The organism is Pseudomonas sichuanensis (assembly GCF_003231305.1).
Lineage (GTDB): Bacteria > Pseudomonadota > Gammaproteobacteria > Pseudomonadales > Pseudomonadaceae > Aquipseudomonas > Aquipseudomonas sichuanensis.
The window spans coordinates 1-15,362 of record NZ_QKVM01000009.1; the positions used below are offsets into that span (position 1 = coordinate 1).

9 protein-coding genes are annotated in these 15,362 nt (G+C 62.0%); 5 read left to right on the forward strand and 4 right to left on the reverse strand.

Annotated features, from left to right (window positions below; translation table 11 throughout):
* Positions 1–147: 147 nt before the first annotated feature.
* Positions 148–1,065, reverse strand: a complete 918-nt coding sequence (locus DM373_RS06670) for an AraC family transcriptional regulator (protein ID WP_110992775.1) — start codon at positions 1,063–1,065, stop codon at positions 148–150.
* 102 nt (positions 1,066–1,167) lie between these two features.
* Here DM373_RS06670 and DM373_RS06675 point away from each other — a divergent pair, with 102 nt between their 5' ends.
* From DM373_RS06675 to DM373_RS06695, 5 genes are read left to right on the forward strand one after another with little or no spacing between them, the layout of a single operon-like run.
* Positions 1,168–1,728, forward strand: coding sequence for a carboxymuconolactone decarboxylase family protein (locus tag DM373_RS06675; protein ID WP_110992776.1), 561 nt, complete (start codon positions 1,168–1,170; stop codon positions 1,726–1,728).
* Between the two features lie 8 nt (positions 1,729–1,736).
* The gene (locus DM373_RS06680) at positions 1,737–2,837 is read left to right on the forward strand and encodes an acyl-CoA dehydrogenase family protein (protein WP_110992777.1); all 1,101 of its coding nucleotides are present in this window, start codon (positions 1,737–1,739) and stop codon (positions 2,835–2,837) included.
* Positions 2,834–3,655 (forward strand): ABC transporter ATP-binding protein, encoded by an 822-nt coding sequence (locus tag DM373_RS06685; protein ID WP_110992778.1) that lies wholly within the window; start codon positions 2,834–2,836, stop codon positions 3,653–3,655. Before DM373_RS06680 ends, DM373_RS06685 begins: the two co-directional genes overlap by 4 nt.
* A complete protein-coding gene (locus tag DM373_RS06690; RefSeq protein ID WP_110992779.1) occupies positions 3,642–4,847 on the forward strand; it encodes an ABC transporter substrate-binding protein in 1,206 nt (401 codons plus the stop codon). The genes DM373_RS06685 and DM373_RS06690 overlap by 14 nt, the downstream gene beginning before the upstream one ends.
* Positions 4,847–5,602 (forward strand): ABC transporter permease, encoded by a 756-nt coding sequence (locus tag DM373_RS06695; RefSeq protein ID WP_110992780.1) that lies wholly within the window; start codon positions 4,847–4,849, stop codon positions 5,600–5,602. The genes DM373_RS06690 and DM373_RS06695 overlap by 1 nt, the downstream gene beginning before the upstream one ends.
* A 120-nt stretch (positions 5,603–5,722) precedes the next feature.
* On the opposite strand, the gene DM373_RS06700 is transcribed toward DM373_RS06695, so the two are convergent.
* From DM373_RS06700 to argC, 3 genes are all read right to left on the reverse strand, one after another.
* On the reverse strand, positions 5,723–13,258 hold the full coding sequence (locus DM373_RS06700) for a Tc toxin subunit A-related protein (protein WP_167409805.1): 7,536 nt from the start codon (positions 13,256–13,258) through the stop codon (positions 5,723–5,725).
* 331 nt (positions 13,259–13,589) lie between these two features.
* Positions 13,590–14,276, reverse strand: coding sequence for a GNAT family N-acetyltransferase (locus tag DM373_RS06705; RefSeq protein WP_110992782.1), 687 nt, complete (start codon positions 14,274–14,276; stop codon positions 13,590–13,592).
* Positions 14,277–14,347: 71 nt separating this feature from the next.
* Entirely contained in the window at positions 14,348–15,277 is a 930-nt protein-coding gene (argC, locus tag DM373_RS06710) for an N-acetyl-gamma-glutamyl-phosphate reductase (RefSeq protein WP_110992783.1), read from the reverse strand.
* Between the last annotated feature and the right edge of the window lie 85 nt (positions 15,278–15,362).

The window sequence follows — 15,362 nt, forward strand, 5'->3', positions numbered from 1 at the left end:
GAGCGGCTTTGCCTACTTTGGCCAAGACCAAAGTAGGCCGCCGTAAGGGCGGAAAGGTGACTAAAAGTCGCCATCGCCGCCGAATGCGCATACATCTATCAAAACCAACACCCTGAAGGCCGAAGCCGAAGCCAAACACCAAAAAACCTACCCCTCCCGCCCCTCATGCTGCTTGCGATAAGCCCCCGGCTGCACCCCCACCGCCTTGGCAAACGCCCGGGTAAACGCCGCCACCGACTGATACCCCACCCGCCCACCAACCTGCTCCACCGTGTTGCCCGCCTTGAGCAACTGACAGGCCTGGCGCATGCGCAGCGCCAGCAGCACCTGCCCAGGCGACTGCCCGGCCAGCTCATTGAAACGCTTGAAGAACGCCGATCGCGACAGCCCCGCACACGCCGCCATGTTCTCCAGCGTCCAAGCCTGCCCCGGCTCCTCTATCAGCCGCTCCAGCAGCCCGGCAAACGCCGGCTGGCGGGCGAGGGCGACCAATCCACCCAGGGGCTGCCCCATGTGCACCTGCTGGCGCAACACATACAGGAACAGCAAGTGCGTGAGCCGCTCGAGCACCGTTTGCGACGGCTGCGGCGCCCGCCGGCATTCCTCGAGAATCAAGCCAAACAGCGCACGTGCCGCACTGCCAGCCGGATCATTGGCGCGCAGCAGGATCCAGTCCGCCAACCCCTCGACGATCAGCGACGACAAGCCCGTCTGGAAATGAAAGAAACCACAGACCAGCCCCACGCCATCGTCGGCCTGCAGGTCCAGCGCCTGCATGGCCCGGCGCGGCTGGGCGCAGGCGTCGGCAACGTCCTCGTCACCCGACAAGCGATACCCAAGGTCACGCAGCAGAAACACCGCATCACCACACTCAAGCCGCACAGGCTCGGCATGGCCATCGACGTGCAGCCAGCAATGTCCCTGCACCACCAGGTGAAAGCTGGCCCGGCCCATGCCCTGGGTGCTGGCGTGCCAGCCACCGCAATAGCGCCCGACATGGAACAGGCTGGCGTCAAGCTCAAGGCCTTCTAATAACCAATCGACAAGGTGGCTGGATGAAATCATCTAATGCAAGGACTCAGGAGCAAGGAAAGGCGACTGATGAATATGGATGCTACTTCTTATAACCAACAGACTGTAGCGACCTACATCAAAGGAGACCACTCCATGTCCGCGCGCATCACTCTACACAGCCTGCAGACCGCCCCGGAAGCCGCACGTCCGTTCCTCGAAAACGCACAGAAGAACTCCGGTTTCATCCCCAACCTGCTGGGTGTGCTGGCCAATGCCCCGGCCGCGCTGGAAACCTACGTCACCGTCTCGGCGCTCAACGGCAAGGCCGAGCTGACCCTGGCCGAGCGCGAAGTGGTGCAGTTGATTGCCGCCACCCAGCACGGTTGCGACTTCTGCGTTGCCGGCCACACCGCCGTGGCGCTGAACAAGGCCAAGCTGCCGCAGGCGGTGGTCGATGCCCTGCGCGCCCGTGGCGAGCTGCCCGACGCGCGTTACGAGACCCTGGCCGAGTTCGCCCGTGAAGTCATCGCCACCCGCGGCAACGTCGGCGACGCCACCTACCAGGCCTTCCGCGAGGCCGGTTTCACCGAGGGCAACGCCCTGGAAGTGATTCTGGGCGTGAGCCTCGCAACCCTGTGCAACTTTGCTAATGTGTTCGCCCAGACGCCGCTCAATGACGAGCTGAGCAAATACCGCTGGCAGCCTTCGGCCTAAACCGCCCGATGCCGGCGTGTCCGGCGCACCAAAGGAGTAGGGACATGCTTGATAGCGCTTTTCGCCAATGGCTGGATGCCAACGCCGAGAACATCGACCAGGGCCAGTGCGACCCGCATCTGGTGCTGGCGCACATCGCCGAATCGCAACTGCTGCGCATAGGCGTCGACCCGGCCCTGGGCGGCGCGGGCGGTGATGTCACCGAGGCGGTCGAAGCCATTGCCGCCATCGCCAGCCGCTCACTGGCGGCGGCTTTCGTCTGCTGGGGTCAGCGCGCCTTCATTGAATACCTGCTGCAAAGCCCTAACCGGGGGTTGCGCGAACGCCTGCTGCCAGCGCTGCTCAAGGGTGAGCTGGCCGGCGCCACAGGGCTTTCCAATGCCATGAAGTTCCTCTCCGGCATCGAGGCACTGCAGGTGCGCGGGCGCCCCGCAGCCGATGGCTGGAGCCTGGAAGGCCGGCTGCACTGGGTGACCAACCTGCGCAAGAGTGGTTTCGTGGTGGCGGCGGCCATCGAAGACGATGCCGGCGGCGCGCCGTTCGTGCTGGCCATCCCCTCCGATGCACCAGGGCTGGAGCGCTCCGACGACCTGCAACTGATGGGCCTGCAGTCGAGCAACACCGCCGCGCTGGCCTTCCACCAGGTGCCGCTGGCCCGTGACTGGCTGCTGCACGACAACGCCCGCGAGTTCCTGCCCAAGGTGCGCCCGGCCTTCCTCGCCCTGCAGTGCGGCATGGCCATCGGCCTGGCGCGGCGTGCCCTGGACGAAGTGCTGGAGCACTTGCAGGGCCGTGCTTCGTTCCTCGAAGAGGCGCGCCAGGTGCTCAAGGAACGCCTGGAGAACACCGTCGGCGAGCTCAAGCAGGGCCTGCTCGACGGCCGCTTCCTCAAGCAGCCGGCCGCGTTGTTCAAACTGCGCATCACCCTCGCCGAAAGCGCTGCCGATGCCGTGCAGCTGGAGCTGCAGGCCAGTGGTGGCAAGGCTTACCTCACCGCCTATGGCGAAAGCTTCGCGCGCCGCTGGCGCGAGTCGGCGTTCGTGCCGATCGTCACGCCGAGCCTGGTGCAACTGCGCGCCGAACTGCAACGCCAGGCGAGTGCGGCATGACCGACGTGCTACTCGACGCCCGCGACATCAGCCTGGGCTACCCCCGCGAGGGCGGCTGGCAGCCGGTGCTGGAGCAGTTCGACCTGGCGCTGGCGCCGGGCGAAGTGGTGACCATCCTCGGCCCCAGCGGGGTCGGTAAATCGAGCCTGCTGCGGGTGTTGGCCGGCCTGCAGCAGCCCCGAGGCGGCAGCGTGACCTTGCATGGCGAGGCACTGCAGGGCCCGCACCCGCGCCTGGCGGTGGCGTTCCAGGACCCCAGCCTGCTGCCCTGGCTGAGCCTGGAGAAGAACGTCGCCTTCGGCCTCGACTTCGCCCGCCAGCCCAAGCTGGCCGCCAGCGAGCGCCGTGCACGCATCGACCACGCCATCGCCGCGGTGGGCCTGAGCCATGCCCGCAGCCAGTACCCGGCGCAGTTGTCCGGCGGCATGGCCCAGCGCACCGCGCTGGCCCGCTGCCTGGCGCGCCAACCCGAAGTGCTGCTGCTGGACGAGCCGTTCGGCGCGCTGGACGAAGTGACCCGCGCCGACATGCAGCATCTGCTGCTGCAACTGATCGCCACCCACAACACCGCTGCGGTACTGATCACCCACGACATCGACGAAGCCCTGCTGCTGTCCGATCGCGTGCTGCTACTGGGCAACCACCCGGCGCGCACCCTCGGCCAATGGCACATCGACCTGCCGCAACCCCGGGCGCAACGGGTCGAGGAACTGGGCGCGCTGCGCATCGAAATCCTCAAAACCCTACGGCGGGCAAGCCGCACAGCCGAACCCACCCCATCCCCCTTGCCCTCGGAGGCTGTCCATGTGCATGGATGACTGCTGCTCCACCACGTCCCGTCGCGATTTTCTCAAACTCAGCGCCATGCTCACCGCCGCTGGCGCCGTGCCACTTTTGGCCAGCCTGCAGGCGCGCGCCGCCGCCGAGCCCGACGCGCCGGTGCGCATCGGCTACCTGCCGATCACCGACGCCACGCCTTTGCTGGTGGCGCACAACAACGGCCTGTTCGAGGCCGAAGGCATCAAGGCCGAACGCCCGGTGCTGCTACGCAGCTGGGCGCAGGTGATCGAGGCGTTCATTTCCGGCCAGGTCAACGTGATTCACCTGCTGTCGCCAATGACCGTGTGGGCGCGCTATGGCAGCAAGGTGCCGGCCAAGGTGGTGGCCTGGAACCATGTCGGTGGCTCGGGCCTGACCGTGGCCCCGGACATCACCGAGATGAAACAGCTCGGCGGCAAGACCGTGGCCATCCCGTTCTGGTACTCCATCCACAACGTGGTGCTGCAGCAGATGCTCAACGACAACGGCCTCACGCCGGTGTCGAAACCGGCCAACGCACAGCTGGCTGCCAACGAAGTCAACCTGCTGGTGCTGCCGCCGTCGGACATGCCGCCAGCCCTGGCCAGCAAGCGCATCGCCGGCTACATCGTCGCCGAGCCGTTCAACGCCCTGGCCGAGAACCTCAAGGTCGGCCGCGTGCAGCGCTTCACCGGTGACGTGTGGCGCAACCACGCCTGCTGCGTGGTGTTCATGCACGAACACGACCTCAACAACCGCCCGGAATGGTCGCAGAAGGTGGTCAACGCCATCGTCAAGGCCCAGCAATGGACCCGCGACCACCGCGCCGAGGCGGCCGCGCTGCTGTCCAAGGCCGGCCCTAACAAGTACACCCCGCACGAGCCTGCGGTGCTGACCAAGGTGCTGGCGCCTGCCGCCGAGGACCGTGCCGGCTATATCGCCAGCGGCGCGATCCAGCACCAGCTGTGGGATGAAAAACGCATCGACTTCCAGCCGTACCCATACCCCAGCTACACCGAGGAACTGGTCAAGCGCCTGAAAGGCACCCTGATCGAAGGCGAGAACGGCTTCCTCGCCGGGCTCGACCCCGCGCACGTCGCCCGCGACCTGGTCGATGACCGCTTCGTGCGCAACGCCATCGCTGCAGTGGGCGGCCCGGCAACCTTCGGCATTGCCGAGAACTTCCAGCGCAGCGAGGAGTTCGCGGTCTGATGCAAAGGCATGTCGTACATGGCGCCCTGGGCCTTGCGGGCCTGGCGCTGCTGCTGTTGCTGTGGTGGGCGGGGGTGCAGGTGTTCGGTGCGGCCGACGGCCTGTCGGCGCGCTTCTCGCCCCAGGCCACCCTGGCGAGCCTGGTGGAGTTGCTGGGGCAGGGCGAGGTGTACGGGCATATCTGGGTGAGCCTCAAGCGCATCCTGATCGGCCTGTTGCTGGCGCTGTTGATCGGCGTGCCGTTGGGCTTGCTGGTGGGCAGCTACCGGCACCTGGAGGCGGCAACCACGCCGGCGTTCCAGTTTCTGCGGATGATCTCGCCGCTGTCATGGATGCCGGTGGTGGTGATGCTGATGGGCGTGGGCGACCAGCCGATCTACTTCCTGCTGGCCTTCGCCGCGCTGTGGCCGATCCTGCTCAACACCGCCGCCGGGGTGCGCCAGCTCGATCCGCGCTGGTTGCAGCTCTCGCGCAGCCTCAGCGCCACGCGCTGGGAGACCCTGTGCAAGGTGATCGTGCCGGGGGTCATCGGCCATGTACTGACCGGCGTGCGCCTGGCCATCGGCATTTTGTGGATCGTGCTGGTGCCGTGCGAGATGCTTGGGGTCAGTGCGGGGTTGGGGTATTTCATCCTCGATACCCGTGACCGTCTGGCGTATTCGGAGCTGATGGCGATGGTGCTGCTGATCGGGGTGCTGGGGTTCATGCTCGATGCGCTGGCCCGAGGGTTGCACCGGCGCTGGGTGCATGCCTGAAGATTGCCGGGGGCGCTTTGCGCCCCTATCGCGACACAAGGCCGCGCCTACAGGGGATCGCGTTTCCCTGTAGGCGCGGCCTTGTGTCGCGACAGGGCTGCAACGCAGCCCTGGGCATCATCACGTTGACTTCGATTCGCACAGCGTCCTGACATCCATCGTGAATTTCTCGTCTCCCGGTTTGGCCGTATACACCATGTTGAAGGTGATCTTCTTGAGCTTTTCCGGATTTTTGTAGAGCTCTCCACCGGTGAATGCCAGCTTCCACTCCGAGATCGCCCCAGTGCCCTCGAACGGCAGGTAGCGACCATCATGGAACATCAGCTCGTGCACCCAGGTGCCGGGCTCATAGCCCAGCCCGTCCTCAGCGGTCTGTGACGACAGCGCGATTTGCTGATTGTGTCGCGGGTTGCGCAATACGTGCTCGTGTTCTGCCTGTTTGCTGTCAGCTTGCGGATACAATGCCTTGGCTCCATCAAGGTTTGCTTTGAGCAGGGTGGTACTGCCCGTCTGCGTCAAGACCGCGCACAGATTGTCTGGTTTCACGCCCTCGGCCAGTTCAAGCGTTACCGATACATACTTGATCTGGCGTAGGTAATGGCCGGGGTAGCTCTGGTCGAAGTCGCGCGCTTTGAATCCGAACATGCAGAATTTTCCGTTACCATCCCTGGACAGCAGGGGTTGCGCAGCGTCGACGTCGCTCGAGAGGCTGAAGGATCTCCTGATCGTCAGGCGCCGCTCATTGGCCAGCAGGTAGGCATTCTCCATCTGCTGCAGGTCAAGCAGCAGCGACTCGCCCACCAGCATGCCTTTGTAGGTGTCGCTCCATGCGCTGGTCTTGATGAAGGCCTCACGCTGATAGTCGCCGATCTCGTAGCGCCAAGCTGCTTCCGTACTAAGGCACAGCGACAAAACGGCGTCGTAGGCGGCACCGTAGATCAGCTGCTGGCGGGCCACCAGCCAGTTGTAGACCGGGATGATGGTGAAGCCGGTGGTCATCGAGACGTAGGCTTCTTCCAGGTTTGTGCGTTCCTGCTCGTACTGGGCGAGGGCGATGGTGGCGGCGTTGAGTTCAATATTGGTTTCGGTCAGCTGTTGCTCGATGAGTTTCAGGTCCCATTCGGTCTGGCCCCTGTCGAACGCCCACTCGTTGGCTCGGCGGTTGTACCCGGCTTGCAGCAGAAGTTCATCCGAAGCCATCTTCGAGGCATCCGCCACAGTGTGTAAGCCCATGGCAGCGTTGATCATGGGGGCCTCGGGCTTGTTGCCGCCCACGGCCATGCCATAGATCGTGGGTACCGAGGCTCCAACGATGGCGGCGCTCAACTGGAAAGGGATGCTGAGCAGCATTGCGCTGTTCGCGGTCCATGTGAGCGCCGTGGCGGCTTCTTCTTCGGGCGACCTGCCAACATCGATGAGCCTGCTCAGGTAGGCGTGCTTGGCCTTGGCTGCACCGCGACTGATTTCCAGCCCATTCTTCTTCGCTTGAATCGAGCTTATGGCTTCGCGCTGAATCCGGATGGCGAAGTCGGACATGCCGACCTCTTGAGCCTTGAGCTGTACTGACAGCGAGGTATTGAACTCCTCCTCCATCAAGCTCATGTAGTGCCGCCCGAAGTCCAGCAGCTGTTGTGCGGCAGCCCTGGCCAACGGCAGGAGCTGACGGAAGCGGTAGGCCGGGATCGGGGCGCGGTCACTATTGTAGCGGTTGGGCAGGATGCTCAAACCGCCCTTGGCCGCGCTGAAGGCGTCCAGGGTTTCGCCGCTCCAGCCCAGGGCTGGCAGTGCCTTGCCATCCAGGGTCAGGCCATGGCGCAGGTTGTGAACGCGGCTTTTCAGGGTTTTGCGCAGTTCGGTCACGCGGTTGTTGAGCGGCCTCCTGAAGTGCGCATCGTTCAAGTCGGCCAGTGGCACGGCTTTCCAGCGCGAAGTGTCGGCGCGCTCTGGCAGGGGGCCGAGCAGCCTGAGTGCCTGCTGGTAGCACAGCCAGGCCTGGTTGAGCGTGCTCAAGGTGAGCTGGCGGTAATAGTGATCACCTTGAAGCTGCCAGTTTTCCAGCAGCGAAAGGTAGATGGCCTGCTGGTAGTAACGTGACTGCACGAAGGCGTGCACGATGGGCGCTACGTCTTTCTCAAGCCTCGAACTCAGGGTCCCGACCTCCTGGAGCGGCCGAGTGCACCAGGGCGCCGGTCGGCCGGTTTCGTCGGGTTGCGTGCGGTAGGGATCGAACAGGTAGCGCAGGTACCACGACTCTGCTTCTTCGAACTGCTGTTGCTCGGTCAGGCGGTTGGCGATCAGGGCGGGCAGATGCAGGAACAGTTCTCGGAAGTAGAGGCCGTTGGCGCCGTGGAGGTCCAGGGGTACCTGGGGGCCTATGAGTAACTGCACGGCCCCGAGTGGGGTAGTTACAGACTGATGTTCAATATTAGGCTCCAACAAACACTGTGTATCCCAGCCGAGCACAGCCTCGACGCCTTGTTCGGCACGTGCAACCAGTTGTTTGCCAAATAGGGTGTTGAGGCGGATCAGATCGGAGTGCAGCATGGGAGGGATTGAGGAGGCAGTGGTGAGGTCCAGGAACTGTGCTTGTTCTGAAGTTTTATTGAGAGATATCGCCCAGGCTTCATCCAGGGAGGAGAAGTCTTCAAGAACTATAGTGGAAGAAATCTCAATGTAGGGGGCGGGATCATAGTCGTCGGTAGTTAGTGGTATGGTTCTGGCTTTAATTGTATAGCTGCCTAGCTCGGAGAATGAGAATTTGGCTTCGAAGCTTGAGGTGTTCGTGTTGAGAATTGCTATGGTCTTGTCGGTGTTTAACGGTTGTGTTGAATGTGTGCGGTTCGCGGTGATGTGTAGGCTGTCATGAATGAAATCAAGGTAGTCTACCAGTGCTCTGTGCATGTCCACTCTGATGGTCGCTGTTTTTTGTGAGCTGGAAAAATCAATCAGATAAATGTTGATGAGTGAATTATCAATCTCGACCGAGGTGCTCCATGTTTTACTGCTGATTTTATTGAGGAGCGAGTTGATTGCGCTTTGTGTGGCGTCTTGAGCTTCTTCGTTTTTATTGTTTTTTGCGTTATATAATTCGGTTTGTAATTTGTCTAATTTGTTCAGGTCTTTAGGGCGAATTAAATAAAGATCGTAAAGTATGTTTGCGATGGCTGTGGTGTCGTAGCTATTGTAGTGTTCAATAAATGCAGAGATAAACTGCAGTAGTTTGGGTTTGTCGAAGACTTGAAGAAGTTCCGATGCTCTGGTTTCGGAATGTCCTGTCTTGTATGCGTGGATGATACTTGTGGTGAATTCGTCTGGTGCTGTCTTCTCTGTCTTCTCTGTCTTCTCTGTCTTCTCTGTCTTCTCTGTCTTCTCTGTCTTCTCTGTCGAGGTGAGTAAGTTGCAACTCATGATCAAGTTTTCGCCGAGCTTGACAAATAAATTGCGGCTTGTTTCATTTATGGAGATTGGGCGTCCATCAAATTTGTGTTGTATTTTGTTTGTTTTCTCATGTGTTAGGATGGCTGTGTTGCATAAGTCATAGGTTTTGTCATTGCTCATGATTTTTTTGTCGATCAGTAGCAAGTCGCGAAGCTCTACGAAGTATGATTTTTCTGCGTCTTCTTTTTTTAGTTTTTGGCCGGACTTGACGAGTTTGTTACAGTCATAAAGTATAGCTGCCAGCCATGGGTCCGCCGCACGCTCGCCGTCATCGTAGACAAACACAATCAGGCCGGGCGTGAAGTCCTCGGTTTTAAGTCGATTGTTCTTTTTTATATCTCTGCCTAGCCACTTCCCATCCTTATAACCATCGAGGCACAATAACTCATTGCCTGGGCTCCAGGTGCAATCACTCTGCTGGTATGCATACTGGACCGTCAGCTTCCGAGTCTTGGCCACTGTCTTGTTGACGTTGTCACCGTCGGGTACCTCCGTGACTCCGCGCTCCACCCAGAACACGTACCGGCGTCCTTGGATAACCACCGGACGAATGGCATCGCAGGTGTGAGTCGTGGCGTCTGTTTTGTAGCTGCTCTGCGGAATCTCCCCCTGCACCGGCAAGGTGATCTTCTCCCATTCGCTCCAGGCCAGCGGGCTCAGCCGCTGCTTGTCGTCGCGCATGCGCATATCCAGGGTGCGCCAGTAATACTCGGTCGGTGTGCTGTTGGTCTTGCCGATGAAATGGTAGGTGTCGTTCTTCGGGTCATGGCCATCCAGGTAGCCGCTGACCACCTGCAAGTTGCTCAGGCGTTCGAACTGGGTCAGGTAGCTGCAAATGGCCTTGTGCAGTTGCGTCTCGTCGAGTTTGCCCTGATTCAGTTCCACCTCCAGCGCCTGGAACGCCACGCTCTTGTTCGGGCGGTTGGCGTAGTAGATGAGGTTCTCCGGGTGATTGATCTGTTGTTGGCGTTGCTTCCAGGTACCGTACTGACCCAGGCAGGTATTCCACACCGTGCTGTCGTCGACGGAGGGCGACGCATACTCGTAACCAGGCTCCAGATGCGCGTACAACCGATAGAGGTAGTGCTGCAGGCTGCCAATGGCTTGGTTGAGCCTGGTGGTGCCGACTTCGCTGTTCACCTGGATGTCGACCAGGCAATAACTCGATAGGTCTTCGGGGGTAGTGATGGCACCGTTCAGTTCAATCTTCGAGGGCGCCCAGTGCGCCATGAGGTAACCCGTGAGTGCGTCCCGCCAGGCTTCGCGCATGTGGCGCTCTACCGATTCGCGCCGGGCATCGTCGATGCCGGCCAGCAACAGTTGTGCGCTTCCCTGGAAGTCTGAGTAAGGCGAAACTTCACACAGTGCGCCGAGGTCCAGCAAGGATTGGCAGGACAGCCCGGTTTTCTCGCAGAGGGCCTGTAAACGCAGTATCCAGTCGATATCGCTGATGGTGTTGGGAACGCAGGGGCTCCAGGTGTCAGGCTGCTGGGGTTGAGTGGTGTCGGGCAACGTCTCGAAAGCCAGCGGGAAGTAACCCCAATTGGGATTTGCTTTCAGAAACGTCGTATTAAACGTCCATACGTCCGGGTAATAGTTTTCGTTGTACTGCTTAGTCGTGACGAGCAGCGCGCCTGGGTTGGCCTCAAGAAACGCGCTCAACTTGTCGATCAGAATGTCGGTAAGGGTTGCCGGGTCCGTCCTGGGTAGCAAGCGGTTTACGAAATCTATGAAGAATTTGCCGTGCGTACAGCTGTTGAAGTACCTCTGCTCATCCACGGAAAGCGTGGCAATGAAATCGTCGAGGGATGGGCGGGCGCGCTGTGTAATTGCGGGCTTGGCCACAAGGGTGAGCGGGCAGGCCAATTCGACCTCTTCGGCGCGCCAGCCGATCAGTGAGCCCAGGTGCTGGGCTGCCTTGACGATTGCCGACTGCTCGGTACTACCTGAGTGCCGGGACAGGTAGTCCAAGGCGCTGCTTTCGTCGAACAGGTTGCCCCGGCACTTGTCCACCCAGTCGCGAAACCGACCGAGTTGATAGCACAGGTCCAGGTTGGCGGGTGGTCGCATAGGGGCCTGAGTGCCGAGTTGCGCACTTGAGGTCTTGGGTGGTTCTGTTTCCTCGAGGTCGAAGGCCTGCGTGTGTTCGATCAGCGTCGTGATCGCAGCGGGGCTCAGGCGCAGTAGCCTGATGAGTTCGGCATGGCGAGCCAGCGTCAGCCAGCGCTGAGCATCCAAGTGTTCCACCTGGATGCTTTTGTGCCGCTCTGGTGCTGCGGCGAGAATGTCGGCCAGCAGGTCTGTCGGCGACAGGGCGCACCAGCGCATCAACGGGGGTATGTGTTCTTGCGACAGCGCAAAACCATGTTCGCCAGTTCTGAACGCCGTGACCAGAAGATTGGCTGCCAAGGCTGTCCGATGATCGTTGAGCGTGTTGGGCCCCGCGGTGTTCTGCTGCGCTTGCTGCTGTTCCCCACCGCCGCTAAGGTCCCGCGCATCATTGCTCTCGAGAGCCTCTCTGATGTGCGGGAGGAGCTCGTTCATGGCCTTGACCAGCGGGCTATCCAGCGCAAGCCGGTTAGTGGAGCCTGGCGACAAGGCTTCAAGCAGCGCCAACGGCGAGATATGTTCCTGGCGAAGCCAACCATCCAGGTTGGTCAGGGCTACCAGCCCATCCAGCGTGTCGGTGGTTTCGGTATCGCTGAGTCTGGGGGAACCGGCCAATTGGGTAGACAGGGCGCAACCGGTCAAATCCAGCAACTTCAGGAGTGCCATTGCTTCGAGCGGCGAGCGTTTTAACAGTCGAGGCAACCGACTCAAGCGGTACAACGAAGATACCAAGGGCAGGGACAGGACCAGCGTCTTCAGCTTCAATGCCTGACGGGCCTGTTCCAGATAGGCACGTGTTGTCTGCTCGTCTGTCCCCATCGCCAGACAAAGGCCAGGCAAGAGCTTGCGTTGGCCATCGGCTTTGTCGTCCGGATCGAAGGTGCGCTCATCCAGCACCAAGGGCATTTCCACCTTGGCATTCTGCCCGGCGCCTGGTCCATCGAGGACACGGTCGAGCAGCGGCAGCTGTTCACCCACGCTGAATGGAGAGACCTGCCAGACAAGCGCGGCAAACTGTTCGGCGCTGACGCTGTAAGCCTCGTTCAGGTACAGGAAGACGCCCATGGCGCGCAAGGAGCAGGGGGACAGGCGCCAGTTGCCGGTCTGGCCTTCGGCACGCAGGATCGATATCAGCAGCAGGTCGACATCGGCGAACGGCAGTGCGAGTGCCCGTTGCAGGTGGATCATCTGGTACATGCGCGCAAGGCAGTTGTGGTCGAGCTGGTCGAACTTAAGTTCGAGTCCGGGTTCGGTCATCACATCTTTGACCGTCAACGGGGTTTTGCGGTTTGCGTTGATGTAGACCGCGCCGTGGCACAGGCCGTCGATGCTGGGTGCAACCTTCGGGCGATAGGCACTGGAGCACTTGACGGCGCTGAAGGCCGTCTGGGCGTTGTCATCGATACCGGAGATCGCCAGCAGCTCGAACAGTTGCTCGGTGTTCAGGCCGGTCTTGCGGCAGTAGGTTTCGACATCCAGCAGTGTCTCGATGGCTTTGCTGGGCGTTGAATTCGCCAGCCCGTACCAGGCGCGCCATGCATTCCCGGTTGGGCGTAGCGCCTCTTGGTCAAGCAACAGGCTCTGCAATGCTGGGCTGAAACCAGTGGCATTACGCATGACCTGACGCAGTTCCTCGGTGCGCAGGCGCCCTTGGCAGAAGCTTGGGTAGCTGTACTCGAGCTGCTGCAGCAGTTCGAAGTAGGGGATCTTCTTGTGCTTGAGAATGACCTTGGTCTGTTCCAGGGCGAAGTGGAACGGCAGGAGGGCGTGCTGGCCGGCGTTGGCGAGGGTTTCGGTCAGCACTGCGTTTGCACCGGCGTGGGTTTGAGCCTGGCGCTCGAGTGCACGAATCGCCAGGCTCAGTGCGCTAACGGGTTGTTCGAGGGTTCCAGGGTCGAGAAGCAACTCGCCGAGGTCTGGCCGGCGTTGCGCCAGGGTCAGCCGGGAGGACGCCGTACTGCTCTGCTCGAGCTTCAGTGCCTCCTGATAAAGAGCATGCAGATAGGCGATGGGCCCGCTGTTCGCTTCGGGAGCATCGGCGCTGCATGTGTTGACGAGCTGTTCCGGAAACAGTTTGGCGTAGGTATTGGCGGTAGGCTGGTCGGCCATGATCGAACGCTCCCTGGTCATTTGGAGGTTTGAACGTGTAAGGCTTGAATGGCAGGGCCAGCCTTGCTGGGCCAGCTTGAGGACATTGGACGGCGGGAGGGTGGGGGGCGCAACTGACAGAAATGCCAGGTGGGTTGCGGGCGCGGCAGGGGAGCGCCGAGAACAACAGGGTGAAGGGCCTGAGCATTTCGTCGGCGGCGCAGGGTTGTGGATTGTCGGACCGCTTTGCGCCCCGTTCGCGGCACGAGGCCGCTCCTACAGGGAAGCGCGATCCCCCTGTAGGAGCGGCCTTGTGCCGCGAACGGGCTGCAAAGCAGCCCGGCGTTCTATCTCAATGCCGCGTCAGCCGCTGCCTCACACACGCCTTGGCCTGCTCCGCCAACTCATCCAGCCGCTCATCGCGCGATTGCTCCGCCTCCATCATCACCTCGTCCCCGTTCTGGTTGAGCAGGTAGGTATGGATCTGCATCACCTCGACCGTCTGGTAGATCGGCGCAATGTCCAGCCGCCCGATCAGCGCCCCGCTGGCACGCCCGGTACTGCTCATCAGCACCTGTGGCCCGGCGCTGGCGATCACCTGCAAGCCCATGGCCTCGAACCATGGCACCTGCTCGGCGAAGGCACTCAGCTCGACGCAGGCGTAGCGGCTGCGCAGGTCGTCCAGCAACGCGCGGGCGATGCCCTGGCGGCGATGGTCCTGATGCACGGCAAGGAACGCCAGGCTGCAGGCCTGCGCATCGTCCTGGGCCGGCAGCGCCAGGGCAAAGCCGAGCAACTGGTCCGGGGCGTCGGCATCCAGCGCCAGGGTCAACTGCACGGCCAGGCCCCGGGTGCCGTCCAGGGCCATCAGGTACTGGTGCACCTCCATACCCACGCCGTACTGGTACAGCGGGTACAGCGGGTTGGCCGGGCTGATGGCGACGCTGCTGAGCTGGCCGACATGGTCGATCACCAGCTGGCGGATCTGGTTCTGGAAGGATTCGGGCGGCACGCCGTCGAGGCGGCGGAGGATGAACATCGCGGGTAGGGCTCCGGGTGGGCTGAAACGCCCGCTTCGAACGAGGCGGGCGCCCAGTTTACCCGGTGTGGCTAGCGCAGCCCAGCCAGCAGCAGGTCGAGGTTCTGCACCGCGGCGCCCGAGGCCCCCTTGCCGAGGTTGTCGAACACCGCGGTCAGCAGTACCTGGCCGTGCTCGGGGTTGGCGTACAGCGCCAGGCGCAGGTCGTTGCTGTCGTTCAGCGCCTGCGGGTCAAGCGCCGGGGCCGGGCCGTCCTGATGCAAGGGCATCACCTGCACATGGCGGGCGCCCTGATAGTGCTGCTCCAGGCAGGCCTGCAGTTGTTGCGCGCTGACGCCTGGCAACAGCCGCAGTTGCACAGGGATGCTCAGGACGATGCCCTGGCGATAGGCGCCATAGCCGGGCACGAACAGCGGGCGGGCGCTGAGCCCGGCGTGCTGCTGGATCTCCGGCACATGCTTGTGCGCCAGTTCCAGGCCGTATAGCTGCAAGGTTGGCAGATAGCCTTCGGCGGGCTGCTCATGGCGCTCGACCGCCGCCCGGCCACCGCCGCTGTAGCCGGAAATGGCATGGATGCTCAGCGGGTAGTCCGCTGGCAGCAGCCCGGCCTTTACCAGCGGGTGCAGCAGGGCGATGGCGCCGGTGGGGTAGCAGCCGGGGTTGCTGATACGGCTGCTGGCGGCGATGCGCTCGGCCTGGTGCTGGTCAAGCTCCGGCAGTCCGTAAACCCAGCCTGGCGCGGTACGGTGGGCGGAGCTGGCATCGATCACCCGCACCGCCGGGTTGCGCAGCGTCGCCACGGCGTCGCGGGCGGCGTCATCGGGCAGGCACAGCAGGGCGATGTCGGCGCTGTTGATCGCCTCGCTGCGCCGCGCTGGGTCCTTGCGTTCGGCCTCGGGCAGGGTGAGCAGGCGCAGGTCCTGGCGGCCTTGCAGGCGCGCGTGGATCTGCAGGCCGGTGGTGCCTTGGTCGCCGTCGATGAAAACGAGTGGCTGGTGCATGAGGAGTATCCGGATGAAAGGGGAGTGGGCCTATGCTCGCCTGTGGCTGGATGAAAGAAAATTTGAATATCATGATCATCAGATT

Coding starts and splice junctions, on each gene's coding strand:
- DM373_RS06670 (WP_110992775.1), bottom strand. CDS start 1,065: ATGATTTCATCCAGCCACCTTGTCGATTGGTTATTAGAAGGCCTTGAG.
- DM373_RS06675 (WP_110992776.1), top strand. CDS start 1,168: ATGTCCGCGCGCATCACTCTACACAGCCTGCAGACCGCCCCGGAAGCC.
- DM373_RS06680 (WP_110992777.1), top strand. CDS start 1,737: ATGCCGGCGTGTCCGGCGCACCAAAGGAGTAGGGACATGCTTGATAGC.
- DM373_RS06685 (WP_110992778.1), top strand. CDS start 2,834: ATGACCGACGTGCTACTCGACGCCCGCGACATCAGCCTGGGCTACCCC.
- DM373_RS06690 (WP_110992779.1), top strand. CDS start 3,642: ATGTGCATGGATGACTGCTGCTCCACCACGTCCCGTCGCGATTTTCTC.
- DM373_RS06695 (WP_110992780.1), top strand. CDS start 4,847: ATGCAAAGGCATGTCGTACATGGCGCCCTGGGCCTTGCGGGCCTGGCG.
- DM373_RS06700 (WP_167409805.1), bottom strand. CDS start 13,258: ATGGCCGACCAGCCTACCGCCAATACCTACGCCAAACTGTTTCCGGAA.
- DM373_RS06705 (WP_110992782.1), bottom strand. CDS start 14,276: ATGTTCATCCTCCGCCGCCTCGACGGCGTGCCGCCCGAATCCTTCCAG.
- argC (WP_110992783.1), bottom strand. CDS start 15,277: ATGCACCAGCCACTCGTTTTCATCGACGGCGACCAAGGCACCACCGGC.